We start from the raw sequence: 24,640 nt of genomic DNA on the forward strand, positions 1-24,640 counted from the left end.
GCAAGAAAAAAAATGAAAAAATTCTTTTTACTAACACTACTTCTTTTAGTTGGTGTTGTGCAAGCACAGGAAACTACAACTGGCGCCATTGGTGGAAAATTGACCGATAAGGAAATGGGTGGTGAGCCTCTTCCTTTCGCTAATGTTCTCCTTAAAGATTCTTCTAAAGGAACCACTTCAGATTACGACGGGATATATCTTTTAGATAAACTACAACCAGGAACCTATACAGTCGTATTTAGTTTTGTAGGATATGAAACTCTTGAAGTTCCAGATGTGGTTGTAGAAGCTGGAAAAGTGACTGAAGTCAATACAGAACTAGGATCCAGTGCAGCATCTTTGGATGAAGTAGTTATTACTACGGTCTCTCGAAGAGATTCTGAAGTTGCTTTATTAGTAGAGCAAAAGAATTCAGTAGAAATAAAGGAAAGTATAGGGGCACAGGAACTGGCAAAATTAGGGGTATCTGATGCGGCTACTGCTACTACCAAGATTTCTGGTGTAACCACCAGTGAGGCTTCCGGCGATCTTTTTGTACGTGGCCTTGGTGATCGTTATCTATATAGTACCATGAATGGTCTTCCTATACCATCAGATGATGTGGAAAGAAAGAATATCGATCTGGGATTGTTTCCAACTCGAGTGATTCAGAACGTATCGATAAGCAAAGCGTATTCTGCAATTAGTTCTGCAGATCAGGCTTCTGGAAATGTAGATATTTCTTCTCGTGAATTAAGAGGAAAGGATGAATTAGGAATTAGTGTGCAGGGTGGAGTGAATACGAATGCTATTGGAGAATTCAGCAATTTTAAAGTTTCTCCAAATCAGGAAGACACTTATTTCGGCGTTTACGATCAGAGCATTCCAACAGAATTTACTTTAAACAATCAGAGTTGGAATCCACAGACTTCAGTTCCGGTAAATAGAAAAGTAAGTATTACTGCTGGAAAGGAATTTGGACCACTTAGAGCATTTGTTACTGCATCTAATTCGGTTGCTTTCGAATATAACGAAGGTCTTTTCAGGAACTATCGAACGAACGTTCTTGAAGATCAGTTTACAGATGCTGAAAACTTCAAAAAGACAGATAATAATACATTGATGGCAGATCTTGGTTTTAAGATCAATGATGATCATCGCTTGAAAGCAACCAGTTTATTCATCAACAAAGTAACCGATGAGGTTTATGAAGCTGGTAGAAACGGCGAAGGTTTTGTCTTCGAGGAAACAAACAGAGGTGAAAACCTGAACCAGTTTATACGTGATCAAAATATCAAACAAACCAGGCTTTGGGTAAATCAGTTACATGGTTTCCACGATTTTCTTGATGGGAAGAACGAACTGGAATGGTCTGCAGGATTCAACCTGGTAAATGCAGATGAGCCAAACCGTATTCGTAATGAAGTGAATATTGGAGACAATAACTTCGTGCAATTGGCCAGGACTGGAGGTTTTCAGCAAAGAAAGTCAACGCAGGAGATCGATGATACTGAGTTCAATGCCAGAATTGAGAACACCTATAATTTTCTGAGCATGGATAACGAAGATTCTAAGAATGCTTCCCTTATTCTTGGTGGTAACTATAGAAATAAAGAGCGTGATTTCTTTTCCCAATTCTTTGGAGCTGAAGAAACCGACTTCAATACCGTAAACCCTCCATCTATCGATAATCTTGGAGCGAGCTTTACTACAGAAAACTTCAATAACAGGTTATTACAATTCAATCGTCTTACCCCAGATATCTATAATGGAACGCTGGAATCTTACGGTGGTTTTGCAGTTTTCAATATTGGAAACGAACAATGGAATATTAATGCAGGTGCGAGATACCAGAAGGATCAGGTAGATGTGATCTTTGATGTGAACAATTACCCTCAGAATCTTCCGAATTTCACCTTCAAGGAATACGATAACATTTATCCAAGCTTAAACATCAAGTTTTCTCCAAACGAAGATTCGAATATTAGACTTGCAGCCAGCAAAACGATTTCTCTACCTGAATTTAAAGAGATCGCTCCTTTCGAATATGTTTCACAGATTGGACAGATCACTCGCGGTAACCCAAATTTAGAAGCTTCAAATAACTATAATCTGGATCTTAAATATGAAGTTTTCCCAAGCTCAGGTGAGTTACTATCTCTTACAGGTTTTTATAAAAAGATCCTTGACCCGATCAACCGAACTCAGGCACGTGGTGCTTCAGGGGTATTCTCTTATTTCAATGCCAGTGACGAAGCCAACATTTATGGTCTGGAGCTTGAAGCGAGAATGGACGTGATCGAAAATGACAATGACAATGGTCTTGATCTAAGTGTATCTGGAAATATTACTAGAATGTGGCACAGTCAGGATCTTAAAGATGTTTTTGCTGAAGATGGATCTTTTGTAAGAACATTCCGATATAATGGAAACGATGAGATTGGACTTCAGGGAGCATCAGACTGGATCGTGAATGCATCGGCAAACTTTAGTACAGAAACAGAAAATCCATTCCGTGGAACTATCGTAGCAAACTACGCTTCAGATAAGATCTACGCGCTTGGATCACCAGATACTCAAAACCTTGATTTTATTGATATCCAGTATAACGACGAAATCATTGAAAAAGGTTTTGTAACCCTGGATTTGATCCTGTCTAAAGAGTTCGGAAATAATTTTGAACTTGAATTCAAAGGACAGAACCTACTTAACCCTGAAATAGAAAGATATCAGGCAATTAGACCATTATCTGGTAATGCTGCAGAGGCAGAGCAAACCGTTCGTTCTTACACCAGAGGAGCCGTATTAAGCCTTGGCTTGAGCTACAACTTCTAATTTTTTAACCACAAATTATATACACAACCTATTACAATCAAAACTTAAATTATGAAAAAAACAGCAAGACACTTTTTGTTAATGAGCGCGCTTTTTGGCGGTTTGCTTATCACAAGTTGTAGTAGTGATGACAATGATATTGATATCATTAATCCTACAGATGACACTGGGACACCAAATCCAGCACCTTCAGATAACATCCTGAATGGAAGCGTTGATGAAGACATGACTCTTGATGCTAATACTTCGTACCAATTATCCGGAATTCTTTCCGTAGAAAGTGGAGTAACCCTTACAATTCCTGCAGGAACAGAGATCGTTGCAGATCCAGATCTTGATGATAGTGATGCAACTAACGTTTATATCGTAGTTCAAAAAGGTGGAGATATCGAAATTAACGGTACTGCATCTGCTCCTGTGATCATGCGTTCTTCTAATGGACAGTCAGGTAGCTGGGGTGGACTAATCATCGCTGGTAATGCTGCAACTACTGAAGGTACTGATGCAACTGCTGAAGTTGGTGGAATTCTTTACGGTGGTAGTGATGCTGCAGATGATTCTGGTTCTATCAACTACCTTGTACTTTCTGATGCCGGAGCTCAGATCAATTCTGAATCTCAATTTAACGGACTTTCTCTATACGGAGTAGGTTCGGGAACTTCCATTATGAATGTTGCACTAATCAATGGAGCAGATGATGGAGTTGAATTCTTCGGAGGCTCTGTAAATGCTACGAATCTGTATCTTGAAAACAACGAAGATGATGCAGTAGACTGGACTGAAGGATGGAATGGAACAATCGATAATGTCTATGTTCTTCATACTATTGAAAACTTCTCCACAGCGATCGAAGCCGATGGTGAGAATAAGGAACCAAGAATCAACAATTTTACCGCTGTTTCTACAAAAGGTGGAACTGCGCTACAATTCAAGAAAGACTCTGGTGCGATCATCACTGGATTATCTTTGAATGGTTATGATACGTCAGTAGATATCGCAGATGATACCAGAACAGATCTATCAGGAATAAACCTGAATGGATCTGTGGCTGAATTGGATAACTCCTACTCTCTTACTCCAACAGTAATGGAATCTACTTTTGATTGGATCTCTAATCGTGGACAGGTATCTGTACTTCCAAATAACATTGATAGCGATCTTACTTTAGACGGGGATAGTGAATATGTAATTAGTGACGTAGTATCTGTGAATGCTGGTGCCACACTTACTATTCCTGCTGGAACAAAGATCACTGCCAGAAGTGATGCCGATACAGATGCAACAAGCATTTATATCGTAGTACAACAAGGAGCAATGATCGATATTCAGGGAACCGATTCAAATCCTGTGGTAATGTCTTCAACTTCTGGTGAAGCCGGAAGCTGGGGTGGTCTTGTGATCGCCGGAAATGCAGCAACTACTGAAGGTTTAAATGCTACTGCTGAGGTTGGTGGAATCGTTTACGGAGGTTCTGATGCTGAAGATAATTCAGGTTCTATCGCTTATTTGATTTTAAGAGATGCCGGAGCACAGATCAATTCTGAATCTCAGTATAACGGGCTATCCCTTTACGCTGTTGGATCTGGAACTACAATTGACAACATCGCAATTATTAATGGAGCAGATGACGGAGTTGAATTCTTTGGAGGTTCTGTTTCTGTAACAAATGCATATTTCGAAAATAATGAAGATGACCAGATCGACTGGACTGAAGGTTGGAATGGTTCTGTTACAAATGCTTATATCAATCTGACTATCGATAACTTCTCAACTGTTGTAGAAGCAGACGGAGAGAACAATATGCCAGCTCTTAACCAGATCACTGCAGTTTCAACTGCTGGAGGAACAGCATTACAGTTCAAGAAACTTTCTGGAGCAACGATCACTGGTCTTTCTTTATCTGGTTTTGAAACTAATATTGATATCGCAGATGATACAAGAACAGATCTTTCTGGAATCCAGATCGACGGTGAGGATGCAGACGTTGAAGCAGCTTATGATGCAGATGCGACTGTAGATGCTGCAGATTTTGATTGGGTAAACTAAAATCGAAATTTAGCTTAAAATATTGAAAGTCAATAATTAGCCAAAATTAAGGGTTGCCATCTGGTAACCCTTTTTTATTATCTATAAATTCCGGCAACCCAGCATTTTGTGGCAGGATTTTTGAAATTTTATTTGTAAGTTTGTCTAATCTGTACCAAAGAGAATGAAGCAAAAGTACCTATTTAGCTTTTTATTGTTTAGTTTCCTGATGTTGGCAATCCCTGCGAACGCTCAGGATTCTTTATCTGCTTCAGCTCGAACAGAAATTTCTATAGATGGTTTATCTATCTATCCCAACCCGATTACTGGAGGAAGAGTTTTTATTTCTTCCACCAAAAACCAGGAAAAGAAGATCGAGATCTATAATGTTTTAGGCAAGCCAGTTCTTAAGACCAGATTAAGAGGTAGAGAGCTAGACGTTTCAACACTTACTCCCGGAATTTATATTATTAAGATCGAAGAAGGAAGATCAAAAGCTACCCGCAAACTGGTGGTAAAATAAAATACACCAAGTCATAATATGTAAGCTTCTTTTTAAAGAGGCTTTTTTATTGCTTAATTTTGAATCTCCAATGTTTCTTTATGCTGAAAAATAAAATCTTCAATATTTCCTCTTCGGAAGAATTTGTAAAGCTAAGCCTTGAAGTCTACCAATATCAATATCAGCATAATCCTGTTTATCAAAAATTCTGTAATCTATTAAATAGATCCCCAGAAAATGTCTCTTTTATCAGAGAGATTCCGTTTCTACCAATAGAATTTTTCAAGAAGGAAAACATCATTACTGAGGACCAGAAAGCAGAGATCACTTTTACCAGTAGTGGAACTACCGGAGCTGCGACCAGCAAGCATCATGTTGCCGATCTTGGCATCTATGAAGAGAGTTTTTTAAAAGCTTTTGAAGCATTCTACGGTTCTCCAGAGGATTATACTTTTCTGGCACTTCTACCAAGTTACCTTGAACGCAGAGGAAGTTCTCTTATCTATATGGCAGATGCGCTCATTAAAAGATCAAACAAGACCGATAGCGGATTCTACCTTGATGATCTTGAAGCTCTTTCCTCAAAACTGAAGAAACTGGACCAGTCTGGAAAGAAAGTATTCCTGATTGGAGTTTCCTTTGCCCTTCTTGATCTCGTAGAAAATGAAACTTTCGATCTACAGCATACCATCGTGATGGAAACCGGAGGAATGAAAGGCAGACGGAAGGAAATGATACGAGAAGAACTGCACCAAATCCTAAGCTCTGGTTTTGGGGTTAATCATATACATAGTGAATATGGAATGACTGAACTTTTATCTCAGGCATACTCTAATGGGAATGGAGTTTTTGAAACTCCCAACTGGATGAATATACTTATACGGGATCCGGAAGATGCACTTAGTTACGTACAGGATGGTAAAACCGGTGGTATTAATGTAATAGATCTGGCGAATTTGAACTCCTGTTCATTTATTGCCACCCAGGATCTTGGGAAGATTTCAAGTGACCAAATAGAGATCATGGGGCGTTTTGACAATAGCGACATCAGAGGTTGTAACCTTCTAGTTCTATAATCGAAATTTTAACTTTTCAAGCTGTAATTTACTGAAGTTGAGTGCGACTCAATAGTTGTAAGATGGAGAAGGTTCATATCTTCATTTTGCGCTAAGTGAATTTTCATATTAGATTGGTTAGTTAGTTACAAAGCCTTCAGGTTCTTCCTGAAGGCTTTTGTATTTAAGCCTTCCAAGCGGTATGATTAACTATAAAATGCAAGAAAGACGATCATTCCCATTGAAATTATGAAAATGATCGCCCTTATTATATCTTCTTCCTTGAACTTAGCCATATACTTCTATCTACGAAGTCGGGCTTTCTAAGGTTTTAAATCGCTCTAATGATATAGGTATTCTTCTTTCCTTTATTTAAAATAACATACTTGTTATTGATAAGATCATCTTTAGTGATCGTGTAATCTTCCTTTATTTTCTCTTTATTCACTGCTACCGAATTTTCTTTTAACGCACGTCTGGCCTCTCCATTCGATTTTAGGAAATTGGTTTGAGCAGCAAGCGCAGCGATCATGTCGAGTCCGTTCTCAATTTCAGTCATTGCGATATCAGCTTGCGGCACGCCTTCGAAGATATCCAGAAAGGTCGCTTCATCAAGCTTCCTGAAGTCGGCTGCCGTACTTTTTCCGAAGAGAACTTCAGAAGCAGCAAGAGCATTGTTATAATCTTCTTCTGAATGTACCATTGTCGTAACCTGTTTTCCAAGTTCCTTCTGTAGCTCACGTTTGTGTTGCGCTTCCTTATGTTCAGCAATTAAAGAATCGATCTCCTCTTTGGACAAAAATGTAAAGATCTTGATATATTTTTCAGCATCTTCATCACTGGTATTCAACCAGTACTGGTAGAATTTATAAGGAGAAGTTCTCTCTTTATCAAGCCAGATATTTCCACCTTCTGTCTTCCCGAATTTAGTTCCATCAGCCTTGGTGATCAAAGGACAGGTCAAAGCATAACCTTTCCCATTTCCAATTCGGCGAATAAGCTCCGTTCCCGTAGTGATATTCCCCCATTGATCGCTTCCACCCATTTGCAGTGTACAGTCGTTTTCTCTGTATAAATGCAGGAAATCATAACCCTGTACCAGCTGATAAGTAAATTCAGTAAAAGACATTCCTATAGAAGATTCAGAAGACAATCTTTTCTTGACTGAATCTTTGGACATCATATAATTCACGGTGATATGCTTCCCTACATCCCTGATGAATTCAAGGAAAGAGAAGTTTTTCATCCAGTCGTAATTGTTTACCAGAACTGCCGCATTATCATGGTCAGAATCAAAATCAAGGAATCTCGAAAGTTGTTCTTTTAGGGAATTCTGGTTGTGACGTAAAGTTTTTTCATCAAGCAGATTACGTTCAGCCGACTTCCCCGATGGATCCCCGATCATTCCAGTAGCACCGCCAACCAAGGCATAAGGCTTGTGCCCCGCAAGTTGAAAATGGCGTAACATCATGACTCCCACAAGATGACCAATATGCAGCGAATCTGCCGTTGGATCTATCCCCACGTAAGCCGCACGCATTTCTTCCATTAAATGTTCCTCGGTTCCAGGCATGGTGTCATGCAACATCCCTCTCCAGGTAAGTTCTTTTACGAAATTCTTCTCCATAATATGCTAATTCAGGTAAAAATAGTCGTAAAGATACCATTTACTCTTATTTTTCCTAAGTGCAATAACTATATTTACCTCATGATACTTGTGACTGGTGGTACGGGATTGGTAGGCGCTCATTTATTATATGAGCTGGTGCGTGCTGGTGAAAAAATTCGTGCTATTCATCGTGAGAACAGCGATTTGAATAAGGTTCTCGAAGTATTTTCTTTTTATTCTGAAGCTGAAGAAGCAGAGAAACTGTTCCATCAAATTGAGTGGAAAGTAGCAGATCTTAACAATATTCCACAACTTACCGCAGCATTTGTAGAGGTACAGCAAGTATATCACTCGGCAGCCCTGGTATCTTTTGATCCCGCCGATGAGCAAGAATTACGAAAAGTCAATATTGAAGGCACGGCAAATATCGTTAACCTTTGCATTTCCTGTAAAGTACATAAATTATGTTTTGTTAGTAGTATCGCTGCTTTAGGCAACATCACAAATGCAGACAAAATAGATGAAACCGGTAAATGGAATCCGGAAGGAAAGCACAACGATTATGCAATTTCCAAATATGGTGCAGAGATCGAAGTATGGCGTGGAACACAGGAAGGTGTCAATGCCATTATTGTGAATCCCGGAGTGATTATTGGTCCAGGATTCTGGAATTCGGGATCTGGCAAAATCTTTAAAAAGATAGATTCCGGTTTATCCTATTACTTTCCAAAAGTCACAGGATTTGTAGGAGTACAGGATGTTGCAAAATCCATGGTTATTCTAATGAATTCTGAAAAGGTGAACGAACAATATGTTCTGGTTTCAGAAAATATTTCATTTAGGCAAGTTTTCGAGTGGGCTGCAAAAGCATTGAACAAGACTAAACCTAAGCAAAAACTTCAAAAATGGATGATCGCATTTGGATGGTTCTTTCAAAAAACTGGAAGTATTTTCGGAAGAAAAAGATCTATCACTTATGAAACTATCAATAGTCTGCATGAAGAAAGCTTTTACGATAACTCCAAGATCATCCAGGAAATCAATTATCAGTTCGAGCCTATGGAAAGTGCTGTCAAAAGAACTGCCAGTAATTTTAAGAACTAGTTACTATCCTCCCTCATGCTCACGGGAGCAATCAAGCTGTCCCGTTTTTCTTCTTTTCCTTTAATATCATCTTTCAGTTTCAACCTGCTTCGTTGCACAGAATCTCTTAATCTTGGAATGGCCATGATAGAATCCATCATCTGTAAAGAATCTTTTTGCAAGCGCTTAAGACTATCTTCTCTTTTGATCTCCACTTCACGCAAAGAATCATATTTTGATTTCATTACTTTAATTCGACCTCTTACAGAATCGTAAATTCTTTCATAGATCACGTATTGATCTGAGTAATAATTACTGCTCTGTTCAAATTGAAGACTATCAATATCATATTTTTCAAACACGAACTTGTCTGGTTGTATACCAGTTTGTTCAAGCTTGAATTTATTATAATTCTTTGCTGCGTGAACCAACGATAACTCGGTAAGCACATCTACCATCTTCTCTTCCGGAATGAGGTTGTCTGGCTTCTCAGTCTTATCCAGATCCTGACAGGCAATCAGAAAGATGGACAGTGCAAGTAATAATATGTAGGGCTTTCTAGCGATCAAATGTTAGTCTTTCAGCGACTTTCGTAAATGGTTGATGTTTGAAGTTCTTATAAACCAGGTTACCATTCACAAAAGTATGAGTGATACGTGATTTGAAGGTTGTTCCTTCAAACGGAGACCACTGGCATTTCGAATAGATATTATCTGGTTGTACAGCCCATGGTGAGTTAAGATCTACAAGAACAAGATCTGCTTTGTATCCTTCACGTATAAAACCTCTTTTTTCAATCTGAAAAAGAATTGCCGGATTATGACAGGCTTTCTCCACGATCTTCTCAAGAGATATCTTCCCCTGATGATGCATTTGTAGCAAGGCAGGTAAAGCATGTTGAACTAATGGTCCACCACTTGGAGCTTTGGTATAAACGTTTTTCTTTTCTTCTTTGGTATGAGGAGCATGATCTGTTGCAAGTACATCCAGGTGATTATCCAAAAGCCCCTGAAGCAATGCTTCCTGATCCTTTTTGGTTTTTACTGCCGGATTCCATTTGATTAATGTTCCCTTTGTGGCATAATCCTGATCGTTGAACCATAAATGGTGTATACAAACCTCAGCCGTTATCTTTTTATCCTTTAATGGCTTCTTACTATTAAACAGAGATAATTCCTTGGCAGTAGAAACATGAAAGACATGTAATCTAGCGCCGGTTTTTTTCGCGAGAGCCACAGCTTTGGAAGAGGACTTGTAACAAGCTTCTTCACTTCTAATTTTCGGATGCATTTCAATAGGAATATCATCACCAAATTTTGCCTTGGCTTCTTCCAGATTTTTCTGAATGGTTTCCTCATCTTCACAATGTACGGCGATAAGTACAGGTGACTTTTTGAAGATCTGTTCTAATACCTTTTCATTATCCACCAGCATGTTCCCTGTAGAGGAGCCCAGGAAAAGTTTTAAAGCAGCAACTTTCTTAGGATCAATTTTTTCGATCTCCGCAAGATTATCGTTCGTCCCGCCAAACATAAACGAATAGTTCGCATAGGAAGTTTCTTCAGCAATACTGAATTTATCTTCCAGCAACTCTTCTGTTGTGGCCTGCGGCAAGGTATTCGGCATTTCTATGAATGTGGTAATACCACCGGCTACTGCTGCCTTCGACCCCGTCTCTATATTTTCTTTATGAGTAAGACCTGGCTCTCTGAAATGTACCTGGTCATCAATTAATCCAGGTATTAAATAGGTGCCTTCAGCATCATAAATAATTACATCTGGTGATTTTGCACTTATGCTTTCTGCAATTTCAACGATGATTCCATTCTCGATGAACACATCCCCTTCAGTGATCTTATTCTCGTTTACAATCTTAGCGTTCTTGATTAAAACCTTTTTCATCAGAATTTTTTCCTGTTAAACAGACTTTTCAGCTTCATTTTTATTACCCCAAAAACGGCTTCAGAAATAATGGAGCCGCTCATTTTTGATGTTCCTCGAGTTCTATCTGTAAAGATCACCGGAACCTCTATAATCTTAAATCCTTTTAAATAGGATTTGAATTTCATTTCTATCTGGAAAGCATATCCTACAAACTGTATGCGGTCCAGGTTTATTGCTCTTAGAACTTCACTTTTATAACATACATACCCGGCCGTGGTGTCTTGTATGTCCATACCAGTTATAAAGCGTACATACCTCGATGCCAACCAAGACATTAAAACACGGTTCATAGGCCAGTTAATGACATTAACACCGGTTATATAGCGCGAACCAATGGCGACATCGGCTCCATCCCTTTTACAGGCATTGTACAGTCGTATAAGATCGTTGGGATTATGCGAGAAGTCTGCATCCATTTCAAAAATGAAATCATAATCTCTTTTTAACGCCCACTTAAATCCGTGAATGTAAGCAGTTCCTAATCCCTGCTTACCTAATCTTTCTTCAAGGAACAATGTTTCAGGAAATTCAGCCATCAAAGTGCGAACCCTGGTTGCTGTACCATCTGGAGAATTATCATCCACAACGAGAACGTGAAACTTGCGTCTTTGTGAAAAAACGTTTCTCACAATGCGCTCAATGTTCTCTATTTCATTAAAGGTGGGTATAATAATAATCCCATTTCCCATTCCTAAAACTTTTGCGCAAATGTATGCAAATTAAAACTTCAAATCTTCATGGAAAGCAACCGCAAATAGGGTCAAAATTTTACATTTGTAAAAAAATTTAAATGCAGGCGACGGCAAGATTAAGTGAATATCAGGATTGGATCACGATCACTTTCCTTCTATGCTTTGGCTTGCTGGTATTAGCCCGTGTCGCCTTTCCACAACGTTTTGAAGAATTTATATCGCTTCTCAACTCTGGTAAATTTATAGCCTTTAAAGGAAAAGAGAATAAGGCTTTTCATGGTTTTAACATTATATTATTCTCTGTACAGGCGATCGCAGTCTCTTTATTTATCTTTCTGGGATACAGATATTTTTTTGAAACAGATCTTCACTCTATTGTATTGTTCATTCGCATTCTTACTGGATATACCTGTCTTATTTTATTGAAAGCCGGAGTTGAAAAGATCATTGGTAATATCTTCGACATCGATGAGCGAATAGATTACTATATTTTTCAGAAATTAAGCTATCGCAATTTCATTTCGATTTTTCTTCTTTTCGCCTGCCTTTTTCTGGTATATAGCATGGAAGCTACAGGCCTCAGCCTTAGGATCATCGCATTTACGGCGGTCCTGGCAAATGCATTTTCTATGTTAATAATCTATAGAAGGAATCAAAGTGTGCTTAGCGTTAATTGGTTCTATTTTATTTTGTACATTTGCGCTCTCGAAATCGCCCCTTATATTATTTTGTACAAGTTAATTACGATCTAGAAGGAACTTTAAAGTATTGCATATGAAAGTGAAAACAATTTTGGTTTCCCAGCCTGAACCTAAGGTAGAAAACTCTCCTTATTTTGAGCTGGAAGAAAAGCAGAAAGTTAAAATTGATTTCATCCCCTTTATTCATGTTGAAGGCGTTCCCAGTAAGGAAGTTAGACAACAAAAAATTGATCTTGCCAACTATACCGCGATCATTTTGACCAGCCGTAATGCTGTAGATCACTTCTTCAGGATTGCCGAGGAAATGAGATTCAAGGTGCCAGACTCCTTAAAATACTTCTGTCTTAGTGAAGCTGTTGCTTATTACCTGCAGAAATACGTAGTCTATCGTAAACGTAAGATCTACGTAGGTAAAAGAACTTTTGCAGAGCTTGCTCCGCTTATTAAGAAATATAAGAATGAGAAGTTCTTACTCCCTTCTTCAGATATGTTGAAGGCTGATGTTCCAAAAACATTAAACAAACTTGGAGTAGAATGGAAAAAAGCAGTTTTTTACCGAACTGTAGTGAGTGACCTTTCAAACCTGAAAGATGTGACTTATGATATCCTAGTATTCTTTAGTCCTAGTGGAATTAAATCTCTTTTTGAGAACTTCCCAGACTTTAAACAGAACAATACACGTATAGCCGTATTTGGAAATACAACTATAAAGGCAGCTAAGGAACATGGTCTAACAGCAGATATTAAAGCTCCTACTCCGGAAACTCCGAGTATGACCATGGCAATTAGCAAATACATCAACGAAGTGAATAAGAAGTAGATTTGCTTTTACTTTAATACAATAAATAAAAAATCCGGTCTTGCGACCGGATTTTTTGATTTCAACTAACAATTTAAAACTAATCTACAGGAGCTCCCTTCATAATTTCTTCATTTGCATATTCCTCGAACTTGGAGAAATTTTGCTTAAAGAAACTTGAAAGCTCTTTTGCCTTTTTATCATAAGCCTCTTTATCTGCCCATGTATTTTTTGGATTTAAGACTTCTGCCGGTACTCCTTCACAGGTTTTAGGCATACTCAATCCAAAGATCTGGTGATTTTCAAATTCTACTCCATCAAGTTTCCCTTCAAGCGCAGAACTTATCATTTCACGAGTATATTTTAATTTCATTCGATTTCCCACTCCATATGGTCCACCGGTCCAACCTGTATTCACAAGCCATACATTAACCCCAGCATCTTTCATCTTGCGACTTAGCATTTCTGCATATTTAGTAGGATGTAACGGCATGAATGGTGCGCCAAAACAAGCAGAAAAACTTGGTACAGGCTCATCTACCCCAGCTTCAGTACCAGCAACCTTTGCAGTATATCCGCTTATAAAGTGATAAGCCGCCTGTCCTGGTGTAAGCTTACTAATTGGAGGCAATACTCCAAATGCATCTGCTGTAAGGAAAAATATATTTTTGGGATTTTCTCCAATTGAAGGTTCCTGGATATTATCAATATGATATATTGGATAGCTTACCCGTGTGTTCTGTGTGATTGAAGTATCACTAAAATCCACATCGCCCTTTTCATTAAGAACGACATTTTCCAGGATAGCTCCAGGCTTGATCGCATGGTAAATATCTGGTTCATTTTCTTCGGAAAGGTTAATTACCTTAGCATAACATCCACCTTCAAAATTGAAAATAGTGTTCTCCTTTGTCCAACCATGCTCATCATCTCCAATAAGTTTTCTTTCCGGATCTGCTGAAAGTGTCGTTTTCCCTGTTCCTGAAAGTCCGAAGAATATAGCGGTATCGCCGTCTTCTCCTACATTTGCAGAACAGTGCATTGGTAACGTGTTTTTATAAACGGGTAAAACAAAATTAAGCGCAGAAAAGATCCCCTTTTTGATCTCCCCGGTATAACCGGTTCCTCCAATTAGCGCGATCTTTTTCTTAAAATTAAGAATGGCAAAATTTTCCTGTCTGGTTCCATCTACTGAAGGATCCGCTTTGAATCCTGGTGCATTTACCACTAGCCAGTCTTCCTGAAAGTTTTCAAGTTCTGAATCATTTACTCTCAAGAACATATTGAAAGCAAATTGGTTTGACCATGGATACTCATTAATCACCCTAATGTTTAAACGATAATTATCGTCTGCACAAGCGTAGGCATCGCGAGCAAAGATCTCTTTATCTCCAAGGTAATTTGTTACCTTATTATAAAGAGAATCAAATTTTTCCGGATCAAAAGGGATATTAATATCTCCCCACCATACTTTATCCTCTGTGATCTCATCTTTTACAATGAATCTGTCCTTTGGAGACCTCCCTGTAAACTCACCAGTATTAACAGCAAGTGCTCCAAATGAGCTTTCTACTCCCTGTCCTAGTTCGATAGTTTTCTTCTGAAGTTCCTCTGGAGATAGTTGATAATGTACTCTGGCATTTTTGATCCCGTAATCCTCTAACGAAATCGTTTTCGTAATTTGGGTGTTATCGACCATAAAAAAATCAATTCTGTTGTTTGTTTAGGCGTACAAAAGTAAAAATCTTATGCAGATATAACGATATCGGTAATCAATTTATTTGTTTTTTAACTTTATGAATTTCAGCACTAATAAGAACCAACCTACAATTAAAAGCCCTCCACCAATTGGGGTAACTAATGCTATTGCTGAAAAGTCTACTCCTGTAACCGCCGTTGTAGATAATAAATAGATAGATCCTGAGAATAATATTGTACCAAGAAGGAAAAGGTAAAACAACAGCTTGTTATCTTTTTCAGTAATAATAATCCCGAGGATCAACATTAAAAAAGCATGATACATTTGGAATCTAACGCCCGTTTCAAAGCTATTCAAAGAAGCTTCTGAAAGTGTTTCTTTTAAACCATGTACTGCAAAAGCTCCAAGAATAACGGCTATTAATCCAAATATAGCTCCGGTTACTAAGAATTTCCTGTTTGTCTGCATAATTTTATATGAGTCAGCTTTTTAATACATTCGTTTGCACTACACAAAACTAACTTAATTTATGCGAGAAATATTAATCATAGGTGCAGGAAAATCTACCGCTGCACTTATAGACTACCTGCTCGACCGGGCGGTAGAGCAAAATCTAAAATTAAAAATTGGCGACAAAGAGCTCGAGAATGCCATAAATGCTTGCAGAAACCGCAAATATTGCGAAGCCATCGAACTGGATGTTTTCAATAAGAAAAGCAGGGAACCGGCAATTCAACAGGTAGACCTGGTAATTTCCATGTTGCCCGCAAGATTTCATATTGAGGTCGCCCGTGATTGCTTAAAATTCAACAAGCACATGGTAACGGCTTCCTATATTAGCGATGAGATGCGTGCTCTGGATGAGGAGATTAAGAAAAAGAACCTGGTATTTATGAATGAGATCGGCGTGGATCCGGGAATTGACCATATGAGTGCCATGCAGGTTATCGACAGAATAAGAGACAAAGGTGGAAAGATCTTACTTTTTGAATCCTTTACCGGTGGACTTGTTGCTCCGGAAAGCGACAACAACCTATGGAACTATAAATTTACCTGGAATCCCAGAAACGTAGTTGTTGCCGGGCAGGGTGGTGTTGCTGAATTTATCCAGGAAGGGAAATACAAGTATATACCTTACCATAGACTATTCCGCAGGACTGAATTTCTGGAAGTAGAAGGCTACGGAAAATTTGAAGGCTACGCCAACAGGAATTCGCTGAAATACCAAAGTGTTTACGGACTCGAAAATGCTCTAACCTTATATAGAGGAACCATTAGAAAAGTAGGTTTCAGTAGAGCCTGGAATATGTTCGTGCAACTTGGAATGACCGATGATAGTTTTGAGATGACTAATTCAGAAGAAATGAGTTACCGCGATTTCATCAATTCTTTTCTGCCTTATTCCCCAAGCGATTCCGTAGAACTTAAAACCAGACATAGTCTTAAGATCGATCAGGATGATATTATGTGGGACAAGCTTATAGAACTCGATCTATTTAATTCAGAAAAAAAGATCGGGATTAAAAATGCTACTCCGGCGCAAGCGCTTCAGAAGATCTTAATGGATAAATGGACACTGGCTGAAGACGACAAGGATATGATCGTGATGTATCATAAATTCGGTTACGAGCTTGATGGTGAAAAGAAGCAAATCGATTCCACCATGGTTCATATTGGCGAGGATCAGTCCAAAACAGCTATGTCTAAAACTGTGGGATTACCAGTAGCCATTTCAGCATTAATGATTCTGAACGGAGAGATCAAAACTCCAGGTGTTCAATTACCAATTCGCAAAGAGGTCTATGAGCCTATTCTTAAAGAACTTGAGGCTCACGATATCATTTTTAAAGAAAAAGAGACAGAATATCTAGGATACAACCCATTTGGTGAAGTAGGTAATTAGAATTGAAAAGCATTTTTGCTATTTTAGCTTAACGACCAAAAATTATCCTTATGAAGATTGTAAACGATAGTGTTGAGCTAGATGGGATCGATAAGACCATTCTTAACTATCTAATGAAAGATGCAAAAAAACCGATCCTAGAGATCGCCAAGAATATTGGAATTACCGGCGCAGCTGTTCATCAGCGTTTGAGAAAACTAGAGAAATCTGGTTTGATCGAAGGTTCTAAAATGATGCTGGATGCTAGATTGCTAGGTTATAAAACTATGGCTTTTGTAGGGGTTTACCTGGATAAAGCTGTAAGTAACCCACAGGCAGTTAAGCAACTTAGTGAAATTCCGGAAGTTATTGAATGTCACTACACGACGGGAAACTGGTCAATATTTTTAAAGATCTTATGTCGTGACAACGAACATTTAATGGTTGTACTTAATAAGAACATCCAGGCAATAGACGGTGTCTCCCGGACAGAAACCTTTATAAGTCTCAATCAACAAATAGACCGGCAGATCAAGATATAACGAAAAAAGGCTGTTAGAATTCTAACAGCCTTTTCTATAAATTTGAAGTATACCTTAATCTCTACCCATAAATATTCCAACAAAATATAATAATGTAGCCAGTGATCCTACTGCAGCTACCACATAAGTTCTAGCCGCCCATTTAAGGGAATCTTCTGCTGCATCATGTTCCGCAGAAGTCAGCATATTTTCAGTTTCCAGCCATACCAAAGCTCTTTTGCTGGCATCATATTCTACCGGCAAGGTGATAAAGCTGAATAATGTTCCCATTGCAAACATTATGATCCCAATAAGTAGAACAGTTTGTCCTACTCCTACGCTCACCATACTCATTAATATAAGCCCACCAAAAATCGCCCATTGGGAAAACTTGGAAGCGATACTTACTACCGGCACCAATTTACTTCTCATTTGCAACCAGCTGTAAGCTTTAGCATGTTGTACTGCGTGACCACATTCGTGAGCAGCAACAGCCGCTGCCGCAGCGTTACGTTGAGAGTAAACTCCCTCACTAAGGTTCACGGTTTTCTTGGATGGATTGTAATGATCTGAAAGCATTCCCGGGGTAGAAATCACTTTTACATCATTGATCCCGTTGTCCCGCAACATTTTTTCAGCGATCTCTTTACCACTCATTCCGTTTTGAAGGTGCACTTTGGAGTACTCCTTAAATTTGCTCTTTAGTTTGTTGCTCACAAACATGCTCACTAAGAAAATGAGCCCGGCAATTATATAATATCCCATCATAGGTCTAATGTTTTAAGTTTTAATAATGATCCAAATATATCAAAAACCCCGCCAGCAGAATTGGCTGTCAGTCGATTATTACAAGGCTGATGAGTTAATTTATTCTAAATGCTTCCCAATCATTTTCAAAAAGGGCTCTTTATATTTCACAAATTCAGATATTAGCTATATTTGCAACGGTTCATAAAAAACAGCTATGCAATACAAGAGAATACTTTTAAAACTATCTGGAGAAGCTTTAATGGGAAAGCGCCAATATGGCATCGATCCCGAACGCCTGGCAGAATATGCTGCGGAAATCAAATCGGTAGTAGAAGAAGGTGTTGAGCTTGCTATAGTAATTGGCGGTGGAAATATTTTTAGAGGTGTTGCCGGTGCAAGTAAAGGAATGGATAGAGTACAGGGTGATCATATGGGAATGCTGGCTACTGTAATAAATGGACTGGCTTTACAGAGTGCGCTTGAAGATGCCGATATTCAAACCAGGTTGCAGTCGGCTATCAAGATCAATGAAGTTGCAGAACCTTTTATAAGAAGAAAAGCTATTAGGCACCTGGAAAAAGGTCGTGTTGTAATTTTTGGTGGTGGAACTGGTAACCCATACTTCACTACAGATTCTGCAGCCGTATTAAGAGCGATTGAAATAAAAGCGGATGTAATTCTTAAGGGCACCAGAGTAGATGGAATTTATACTTCAGACCCTGAAAAGGACAAAAGCGCTACAAAATTTGATTTTATTTCTTTCGAAGATGTTTTGAAGAAAGGATTAAAAGTAATGGATACAACGGCATTTACTTTGAGCCAGGAAAACGAATTACCTATTATTGTATTTGATATGAACAAACCCGGGAACTTGCTAAGAGTGACCACTGGAGAACCTGTAGGAACAAAAGTAAATTTATAATTAAATAGAAAACGATATTAGAAATGGACGAGGTTGAATTTATTTTAGAAGAAGCAAAAGAAGCAATGGAGAACGCCATTGTGCATCTTAAAAAACAACTTTCAAATATACGCGCCGGTAAAGCTACTCCAAGCATGCTTGGAAGTGTAATGGTTGATTATTACGGAGCAAAAACACCTTTGCAACAGGTGGCTAATGTAAACACACCAGATGCGCGAACATTATCAATTCAGCCTTTCGAAAAGAGCATGATCCAGGAAATTGAAAAAGGGATTATGGTTGCGAATCTAGGGTTTAATCCAATGAACAATGGTGAAAGCGTGATCATTAACGTACCGCCACTAACAGAGGAGCGCCGTATTCAATTATCCAAGCAGGCAAAAGCTGAAGCGGAAGATTCTAAGATTGGTGTTAGAAATGATCGTAAGCATGCGATGCAGGAATTAAAAAAACTCGATATCTCTGAAGATGCTTTAAAATCTTCTGAAGATGAAGTTCAGGAACTTACCAATGAATATATCGCCAAGATAGAAAGCATTCTGGTGGTGAAGGAAAAAGAGATCATGACCGTTTAATGATCACACTTTCAAAATTTTATGCCGGTTTGGGTCTGGAGATAAACAGATTTGAACCGGCATTTTTACTTCTGAACAAATTCAATTCACGGTGATGTCAAAGCTAGTATGCTTGTTATTACTGATCACTACTTTTGGCTTTGCACAGTCTAAGGTGAATGGCCGGGTTATCGATTCAGAAACCAGTGAACCACTCGCCTACGCCAGGATCTCTCTTAAAAATGACACAGTATTAACCAATATTGACGGTAGCTTTGAACTGCTTGTTGGAAAAGAAGTCGTTGAAGTAAGGATTAGTTATGTTGGCTATGAAACTATAAGTACCCGTATTAATGAAGATACAAAGTATCTTCAGATCAAACTAAGCGCGGTTCGGGAAAAACTGCAAACCGTAGAACTTTCCAATGCTCCTAATCCTGCCGACAGTCTTATTTCTGAAGCGATTTCGCGAAAAGAACTAAATGATCCTGAGGAAGTCTTACCTGGTTTTAAATATAAAAGTTACTCCAAGTTTATTGTAGACAATGAAGGTGGTGGAATCCAGCTTTATGCCGATAGTACTTCAGCAGCAATGAAGACTATCGTAAACGAGGGACGTGGATATCTTTCAGAAAAGGTTGCTAGTCACAGTTTTGATGGAAATGGTGACACTTCAGAAGAAGTGCTCGGTGTAAGAACTGCCGGATTTGAGAAACCGGTTTATAACGTTCTCACCATGGAGGTCAATCCGTTTTCTTTATATAAAAATGATTACAGTCTCTACAAAACAGATTATGCCGGACCATTGGGAAAAGCAGCATTCAGGAATTATGATTATAAGATCCTGGATACGACTCAAACTTCAAGACCTGCATATGTGATCTACTTTAGTCCAAAGCGTGAAGAGGTTGTAGCTGGCCTGGAAGGAATACTATATTTAGACACAGAAACCCTCGCGATTCAGAAGGCAAAAGCACAACTTCTGGGATCGGTGAAACTGGAAGTAGACTACGAATATCAATATTTCCCTGATCATTCCGTCTGGTTTCCGAAGCTACAAACCACCACTATAAAACCAGGCTCGGGAGGTAAAGAAATAGCTGTTTTTGGAGGTACGGTTGGAATTGGAACTATTCAGCAAAACCCAGGAATTCTTAGCAGACTCCTGGGTGCAGATGAAATTAGCCGTGATCTTTACTTAAATTCTACCGTAATACATTATGATTTCGACCTGCAGCCACAGGCCCAGGTAAAAACTAGTGATGCCGAGATCAAGATCGATCCAGACGCGATAGACAGGACACAGAGTTTCTGGGAAGAGAACAGAAAAGTGGAATACGATGATCGCGATGAAGCTACTGAACAGAAAGTAGACAGTCTTATAAAGTCTCAGAATATCGAACGTAAAATTCAGGTGAAACAAGCCATCGCTTCTGGTTCTTACCCTTTAGGCTTCTGGGATATAGATCTTGGTAAGATTTTTAAGTTTAGTAATTACGAAGGTATAAGGCTGGGGTTTGGAGGAAAGACAAACGATCAATTCTCAGAGAATTTTAATCTGAACTCTTACCTGACTTACGGTTTTAAAGATGAAGTCTTTAAATATGGTTTGGGGAGCCAGATCTATCTTAATAAGGTAAATCATACGTACGTGAACTTCGGTTTTTCAAGAGATATTGATGAAATTGCTTCCGTAGATTACCTGAAAGGGAGAAATACATTTTCTATTCTGGAACCTAGATTCGTAAACACTAATAATTATTACAACATCAGAACTTTTGCGGTTGGGCTTGAGCATAAGATCACACCAAGGCTTGATACGCAGTTGCGATTTTCAAGAGAGGAAATATGGCAGATTAAAAATTACAATTATAACGATAACAACCAGTTGTACAGTGATTATGATCTTCATTTTATTAAAGCGGGATTCCTATGGCAGCCATTTTCAAAATATCTAAGAACTCCGCAAGGTGATGTTTTACTGGAAAAAAAATTCCCGCAATTTACCGGTCAGTTAGAACAGGCAATGAAAATCCTGGATGGCAATTTTAACTTCACCAGAATTGGAATCAAAGCAGAGCATGAGATCTTAAGGCTTGATCAATCCAGAACCGAATTTATCCTGGAAGGTAATTATGCCGTGGGAGATCTACCTCTAACACATGCTTTCCACTCCTACCCTAATAATCCTAACAGATCCAGGATTTCACAAAGAATTTCGGTTGCTGGTCGTAACAGTTTTGAAACCATGTATTTTAATGAATTCTATTCAGACAGGCTGGTGATGCTTCACATGAGGCACCAGTTAAGACCGTTCAATATAAGTAAAGGCTTCAGACCAGAGCTTGTATTCATTTCAAGGCATGCTATTGGCGATTTCTCTCATATTGCTAAACATGAGGGCATAACTTTCAATACTCTTGAAAATGGTTTTTCTGAAGCAGGACTGGAGTTAAATAAATTATTTGGCGGCTTTGGACTTAGCACAGCCTATAGATATGGCGCATATCATCTACCTACTTTTAAAGAAAATTTCTCTCTCAAATTCACCTTACAGGTGCAGTTATAGCTTAAAGCTCGATTAATACATTAATAACAAAGTATTTAAATAGGGTTTTTTTACCTTTGCGCCGCTAATAGAAAGCCATGCAAAAGATCTTTAGCTTTGGATTCTGGAATTCCATCGCCCGCCTTATTTTACGAAACCGAATTGTGATCATCGTTCTCATACTGGTCGCAACCTACCTGCTTTCCACACAATGGAAAAACATGCAATTTTCGTATACCGAGGCTAATTTAATGCCAGACGATCACGAGGTAAACGTGAGTTATAACGACTTTTTGGAAAAGTTTGGTGAAGAGGGAAATCTTATTCTTCTAGGAGTACAGGATTCTGCTTTATTTACTCCTGAAAAGTTCAAAGCCTGGAATAAACTTACAGATACGCTACTTACATATCCTGAAGTTGACCAGATCATTTCTCCGGCAAGCCTTCAGGAACTTAAAAAGTTTGAAGATCCCAAAAGATTTGAAATGGTACCGGTTCTACTGGAAGAAGATCTGGATAGTGATATTCTCGCAGCTTTCGAAAACAAACTTTTTACGGCACTGCCTTTCTATGAGAATCTGGTTTATAGCTCACATTCCAATACTATACAATCTGCCTTGTATCTTAATAAAGAACTGGTAAACACTAAAGCGAGAAAGATTTTTGTACTGGAAGAACTTGAACCTCTTATTGCTGAATTTGAAGAACAACAGGGTATCGATGTCAGGGTTTCGGGAATGCCTTATATACGAACACTGAATGCACAAAACATAGTCGATGAAATCGGACTTTTTATTGGCGCAGCTTTGTTGGTCACATCCATAATATTCTTCTTTTTCTTTAGATCCATACGAGCCACCATTATTTCCATGGTTACTGTTTGTATTGGTGTTATGTGGGCCTTCGGATTTATTGGGCTTCTGCATTATGAGATCACGATTCTTACGGCACTAATTCCGCCTCTAATTATAGTAATAGGAATTCCAAACTGTATTTTCCTGATCAACAAGTATCAGCAGGAGATCAAAAAGCATGGAAACCAGGCGAAATCACTGCAAAGAGTGATCACCAAAGTTGGTAATGCTACATTAATGACCAATGTAACTACCGCATCTGGTTTTGCAACTTTCATTTTAACCGATAGTCAGCTTTTAAGAGAGTTTGGTGTGGTGGCATCTATCAACATCCTGGCAATCTTTGTTTTGAGTCTATTGATCATACCGGTTATATACTCCTACTTAAAACCACCGCGGGACAGACACCTGAAACATCTAAACACACGATGGATTGGCGGGTTTGTTGACTGGATGGAAAATATGGTAAGAAACCATAGAATTACTATCTACATATCTTCTCTGGGTCTACTGATTCTTAGTATCATCGGAATTTATACTATTAAGGTTTCAGGAAGTATTCTTGAAGATATGCCTCAGGAAACTCAATTCTATAAGGATGTAAAATTCTTTGAACGGGAATTTGATGGAGTGATGCCTTTGGAGATCATGATCGACACTAAAAGACCGAAAGGCGTATTGAAGCTTTCTACTTTAAAACGCATGAATGATCTTGAAAGTAAGATCGAAGAGATCCCTGAATTAAGCAAGCCATTATCGATCAACCGACTCGTAAAATACAGTAAGCAAGCGTATTACAACGGGAACCCTAAATATTACCAGTTGCCAACATCACAGGAGCGAAACTTCATTATGCCCTATGCTAAAGGTCTTTCTTCTTCGGAAGGAATTATGCAGAGCTACGTGGATTCTACTGGACAATATGCTCGTATTACAACATTCATGAAGGATGTAGGTACCGAGAAGATGGAAGAGATCGAAAATGACCTTTTACCAGAAATAGAAAAGATCTTTCCATCTGAAAGATATGAGGTGTCACTTACCGGAAAGGCGCTGCTTTTTCAGAAAGGAACAAGTTACCTGGTTAGAAATTTAATAATTTCGTTAGGACTCGCTATACTTCTTATTGCAGGTTTAATGGCCTGGATGTTCAGAAGTTTCAGGATGATATTGATCTCTCTTGTACCAAACTTACTTCCTTTGATCGTTACTGCTGGAGTGATGGGCTTTCTTGGAGTTCCTATAAAACCCTCAACGATCCTGGTTTTTAGTATTGCTTTTGGGATCTCCGTAGATGATACCATTCATTTTCTGGCAAAATACAGGCAGGAATTAAAAGCCAATGACTGGAAGATCAAGCGCTCTGTTTATGCCGCACTAAGAGAAACTGGCGTAAGCATGTTCTATACGTCGATCGTTCTTTTCTTTGGATTTTCAGTATTCATGATCAGTAGTTTTGGAGGAACGGTGGCCCTTGGCGGACTGGTTTCGGCCACTTTATTGTTTGCGATGCTAGCGAACTTACTACTACTACCTTCACTTCTGCTTTCACTGGAAAGAAGTATCGCCAACAAAGAAACTTTAAAGGAACCGGCGATGCGTATTTTTGAGACTGAAGAAGAGGAGGCCAATCGAGATCAGCAAAACAATTAAAATAATATATAAAACAGCCTGCTTGCTAAGCTT

The 24,640-nt window shown here is 38.7% G+C and carries 20 protein-coding genes; 13 read left to right on the top strand and 7 right to left on the bottom strand.

Annotated elements, in window-relative coordinates; all coding sequences use genetic code 11:
• The first annotated feature begins 12 nt into the window (after positions 1-12).
• The 4 genes from T8I65_RS14055 to T8I65_RS14070 all read left to right on the top strand — a co-directional run bounded on the left by T8I65_RS14055 (position 13) and on the right by T8I65_RS14070 (position 6,417).
• Positions 13-2,814 (top strand): TonB-dependent receptor, encoded by a 2,802-nt coding sequence (locus T8I65_RS14055; RefSeq protein ID WP_322301187.1) that lies wholly within the window; start codon positions 13-15, stop codon positions 2,812-2,814.
• A gap of 51 nt (positions 2,815-2,865) precedes the next feature.
• On the top strand, positions 2,866-4,860 hold the full coding sequence (locus tag T8I65_RS14060; RefSeq protein ID WP_322301188.1) for a hypothetical protein: 1,995 nt from the start codon (positions 2,866-2,868) through the stop codon (positions 4,858-4,860).
• 163 nt (positions 4,861-5,023) lie between these two features.
• Positions 5,024-5,362 (top strand): T9SS type A sorting domain-containing protein, encoded by a 339-nt coding sequence (locus T8I65_RS14065; protein WP_141878885.1) that lies wholly within the window; start codon positions 5,024-5,026, stop codon positions 5,360-5,362.
• An 80-nt stretch (positions 5,363-5,442) separates the two neighbouring features.
• Positions 5,443-6,417, top strand: a complete 975-nt coding sequence (locus T8I65_RS14070; protein WP_322301189.1) for an acyl transferase — start codon at positions 5,443-5,445, stop codon at positions 6,415-6,417.
• A 310-nt stretch (positions 6,418-6,727) separates the two neighbouring features.
• Here T8I65_RS14070 and tyrS read toward each other — a convergent pair whose 3' ends face one another.
• Positions 6,728-8,023: a tyrosine--tRNA ligase gene (gene tyrS / locus T8I65_RS14075; protein ID WP_322301190.1), complete on the bottom strand. Its 1,296-nt coding sequence runs from the start codon at positions 8,021-8,023 to the stop codon at positions 6,728-6,730.
• 81 nt (positions 8,024-8,104) lie between these two features.
• Here tyrS and T8I65_RS14080 point away from each other — a divergent pair, with 81 nt between their 5' ends.
• Entirely contained in the window at positions 8,105-9,109 is a 1,005-nt protein-coding gene (locus T8I65_RS14080) for an NAD-dependent epimerase/dehydratase family protein (RefSeq protein WP_322301191.1), read from the top strand.
• Here the strand turns inward: T8I65_RS14080 and T8I65_RS14085 are convergent.
• From T8I65_RS14085 to T8I65_RS14095, 3 genes are read right to left on the bottom strand one after another with little or no spacing between them, the layout of a single operon-like run.
• Positions 9,106-9,657, bottom strand: coding sequence for a DUF4296 domain-containing protein (locus T8I65_RS14085; RefSeq protein WP_322301192.1), 552 nt, complete (start codon positions 9,655-9,657; stop codon positions 9,106-9,108). The two genes, T8I65_RS14080 and T8I65_RS14085, sit on opposite strands and share 4 nt — an antisense overlap.
• Positions 9,647-10,990, bottom strand: coding sequence for a dihydroorotase (locus T8I65_RS14090; protein ID WP_322301193.1), 1,344 nt, complete (start codon positions 10,988-10,990; stop codon positions 9,647-9,649). Before T8I65_RS14090 ends, T8I65_RS14085 begins: the two co-directional genes overlap by 11 nt.
• Positions 10,990-11,721, bottom strand: coding sequence for a polyprenol monophosphomannose synthase (locus T8I65_RS14095; protein WP_322301194.1), 732 nt, complete (start codon positions 11,719-11,721; stop codon positions 10,990-10,992). The genes T8I65_RS14090 and T8I65_RS14095 overlap by 1 nt, the downstream gene beginning before the upstream one ends.
• A 101-nt stretch (positions 11,722-11,822) precedes the next feature.
• Here T8I65_RS14095 and T8I65_RS14100 point away from each other — a divergent pair, with 101 nt between their 5' ends.
• Positions 11,823-12,476: a DUF4271 domain-containing protein gene (locus T8I65_RS14100; protein ID WP_322301195.1), complete on the top strand. Its 654-nt coding sequence runs from the start codon at positions 11,823-11,825 to the stop codon at positions 12,474-12,476.
• A gap of 22 nt (positions 12,477-12,498) precedes the next feature.
• Positions 12,499-13,245 carry a uroporphyrinogen-III synthase gene (locus T8I65_RS14105; RefSeq protein WP_322301196.1) on the top strand — a complete coding sequence of 249 codons (747 nt, stop codon included), beginning with the start codon at positions 12,499-12,501 and terminating at the stop codon, positions 13,243-13,245.
• A gap of 79 nt (positions 13,246-13,324) precedes the next feature.
• On the opposite strand, the gene pckA is transcribed toward T8I65_RS14105, so the two are convergent.
• Both pckA and T8I65_RS14115 read right to left on the bottom strand, forming a co-directional pair.
• The gene (gene pckA, locus T8I65_RS14110) at positions 13,325-14,923 is read right to left on the bottom strand and encodes a phosphoenolpyruvate carboxykinase (ATP) (RefSeq protein WP_322301197.1); all 1,599 of its coding nucleotides are present in this window, start codon (positions 14,921-14,923) and stop codon (positions 13,325-13,327) included.
• A 78-nt stretch (positions 14,924-15,001) separates the two neighbouring features.
• Positions 15,002-15,391 (bottom strand): DUF423 domain-containing protein, encoded by a 390-nt coding sequence (locus T8I65_RS14115; RefSeq protein WP_322301198.1) that lies wholly within the window; start codon positions 15,389-15,391, stop codon positions 15,002-15,004.
• A 61-nt stretch (positions 15,392-15,452) separates the two neighbouring features.
• Here T8I65_RS14115 and T8I65_RS14120 point away from each other — a divergent pair, with 61 nt between their 5' ends.
• Positions 15,453-16,826 (top strand): saccharopine dehydrogenase family protein, encoded by a 1,374-nt coding sequence (locus T8I65_RS14120; RefSeq protein WP_322301199.1) that lies wholly within the window; start codon positions 15,453-15,455, stop codon positions 16,824-16,826.
• Between the two features lie 50 nt (positions 16,827-16,876).
• Positions 16,877-17,347, top strand: a complete 471-nt coding sequence (locus T8I65_RS14125) for an Lrp/AsnC family transcriptional regulator (RefSeq protein WP_026914065.1) — start codon at positions 16,877-16,879, stop codon at positions 17,345-17,347.
• A gap of 54 nt (positions 17,348-17,401) precedes the next feature.
• Here the strand turns inward: T8I65_RS14125 and T8I65_RS14130 are convergent, their stop codons facing one another.
• Positions 17,402-18,094 (bottom strand): zinc metallopeptidase, encoded by a 693-nt coding sequence (locus T8I65_RS14130; RefSeq protein ID WP_322301200.1) that lies wholly within the window; start codon positions 18,092-18,094, stop codon positions 17,402-17,404.
• 196 nt (positions 18,095-18,290) lie between these two features.
• Between T8I65_RS14130 and pyrH the strand changes: the two genes are divergently transcribed.
• From pyrH to T8I65_RS14150, 4 genes are all read left to right on the top strand, one after another.
• Entirely contained in the window at positions 18,291-18,998 is a 708-nt protein-coding gene (pyrH, locus tag T8I65_RS14135) for a UMP kinase (RefSeq protein WP_322301201.1), read from the top strand.
• 23 nt (positions 18,999-19,021) lie between these two features.
• A complete protein-coding gene (frr, locus tag T8I65_RS14140; RefSeq protein ID WP_322301202.1) occupies positions 19,022-19,573 on the top strand; it encodes a ribosome recycling factor in 552 nt (183 codons plus the stop codon).
• A 94-nt stretch (positions 19,574-19,667) separates the two neighbouring features.
• A complete protein-coding gene (locus T8I65_RS14145; RefSeq protein WP_322301203.1) occupies positions 19,668-22,121 on the top strand; it encodes a DUF5686 family protein in 2,454 nt (817 codons plus the stop codon).
• A 77-nt stretch (positions 22,122-22,198) separates the two neighbouring features.
• Positions 22,199-24,607 (top strand): efflux RND transporter permease subunit, encoded by a 2,409-nt coding sequence (locus T8I65_RS14150; RefSeq protein ID WP_322301204.1) that lies wholly within the window; start codon positions 22,199-22,201, stop codon positions 24,605-24,607.
• Positions 24,608-24,640: the final 33 nt, after the last annotated feature.

Source organism: Christiangramia sp. OXR-203 (assembly GCF_034372165.1).
Classification (GTDB): Bacteria; Bacteroidota; Bacteroidia; order Flavobacteriales; family Flavobacteriaceae; genus Christiangramia.

Excerpts from the sequence above, each read along its gene's own strand:
- T8I65_RS14055 (WP_322301187.1), top strand. The coding sequence starts at position 13 with ATGAAAAAATTCTTTTTACTAACACTACTTCTTTTAGTTGGTGTTGTG.
- T8I65_RS14060 (WP_322301188.1), top strand. The coding sequence starts at position 2,866 with ATGAAAAAAACAGCAAGACACTTTTTGTTAATGAGCGCGCTTTTTGGC.
- T8I65_RS14065 (WP_141878885.1), top strand. The coding sequence starts at position 5,024 with ATGAAGCAAAAGTACCTATTTAGCTTTTTATTGTTTAGTTTCCTGATG.
- T8I65_RS14070 (WP_322301189.1), top strand. The coding sequence starts at position 5,443 with ATGCTGAAAAATAAAATCTTCAATATTTCCTCTTCGGAAGAATTTGTA.
- tyrS (WP_322301190.1), bottom strand. The coding sequence starts at position 8,023 with ATGGAGAAGAATTTCGTAAAAGAACTTACCTGGAGAGGGATGTTGCAT.
- T8I65_RS14080 (WP_322301191.1), top strand. The coding sequence starts at position 8,105 with ATGATACTTGTGACTGGTGGTACGGGATTGGTAGGCGCTCATTTATTA.
- T8I65_RS14090 (WP_322301193.1), bottom strand. The coding sequence starts at position 10,990 with ATGAAAAAGGTTTTAATCAAGAACGCTAAGATTGTAAACGAGAATAAG.
- T8I65_RS14095 (WP_322301194.1), bottom strand. The coding sequence starts at position 11,721 with ATGGGAAATGGGATTATTATTATACCCACCTTTAATGAAATAGAGAAC.
- T8I65_RS14100 (WP_322301195.1), top strand. The coding sequence starts at position 11,823 with ATGCAGGCGACGGCAAGATTAAGTGAATATCAGGATTGGATCACGATC.
- T8I65_RS14105 (WP_322301196.1), top strand. The coding sequence starts at position 12,499 with ATGAAAGTGAAAACAATTTTGGTTTCCCAGCCTGAACCTAAGGTAGAA.
- pckA (WP_322301197.1), bottom strand. The coding sequence starts at position 14,923 with ATGGTCGATAACACCCAAATTACGAAAACGATTTCGTTAGAGGATTAC.
- T8I65_RS14115 (WP_322301198.1), bottom strand. The coding sequence starts at position 15,391 with ATGCAGACAAACAGGAAATTCTTAGTAACCGGAGCTATATTTGGATTA.
- T8I65_RS14120 (WP_322301199.1), top strand. The coding sequence starts at position 15,453 with ATGCGAGAAATATTAATCATAGGTGCAGGAAAATCTACCGCTGCACTT.
- T8I65_RS14125 (WP_026914065.1), top strand. The coding sequence starts at position 16,877 with ATGAAGATTGTAAACGATAGTGTTGAGCTAGATGGGATCGATAAGACC.
- T8I65_RS14130 (WP_322301200.1), bottom strand. The coding sequence starts at position 18,094 with ATGATGGGATATTATATAATTGCCGGGCTCATTTTCTTAGTGAGCATG.
- pyrH (WP_322301201.1), top strand. The coding sequence starts at position 18,291 with ATGCAATACAAGAGAATACTTTTAAAACTATCTGGAGAAGCTTTAATG.
- frr (WP_322301202.1), top strand. The coding sequence starts at position 19,022 with ATGGACGAGGTTGAATTTATTTTAGAAGAAGCAAAAGAAGCAATGGAG.
- T8I65_RS14145 (WP_322301203.1), top strand. The coding sequence starts at position 19,668 with ATGTCAAAGCTAGTATGCTTGTTATTACTGATCACTACTTTTGGCTTT.
- T8I65_RS14150 (WP_322301204.1), top strand. The coding sequence starts at position 22,199 with ATGCAAAAGATCTTTAGCTTTGGATTCTGGAATTCCATCGCCCGCCTT.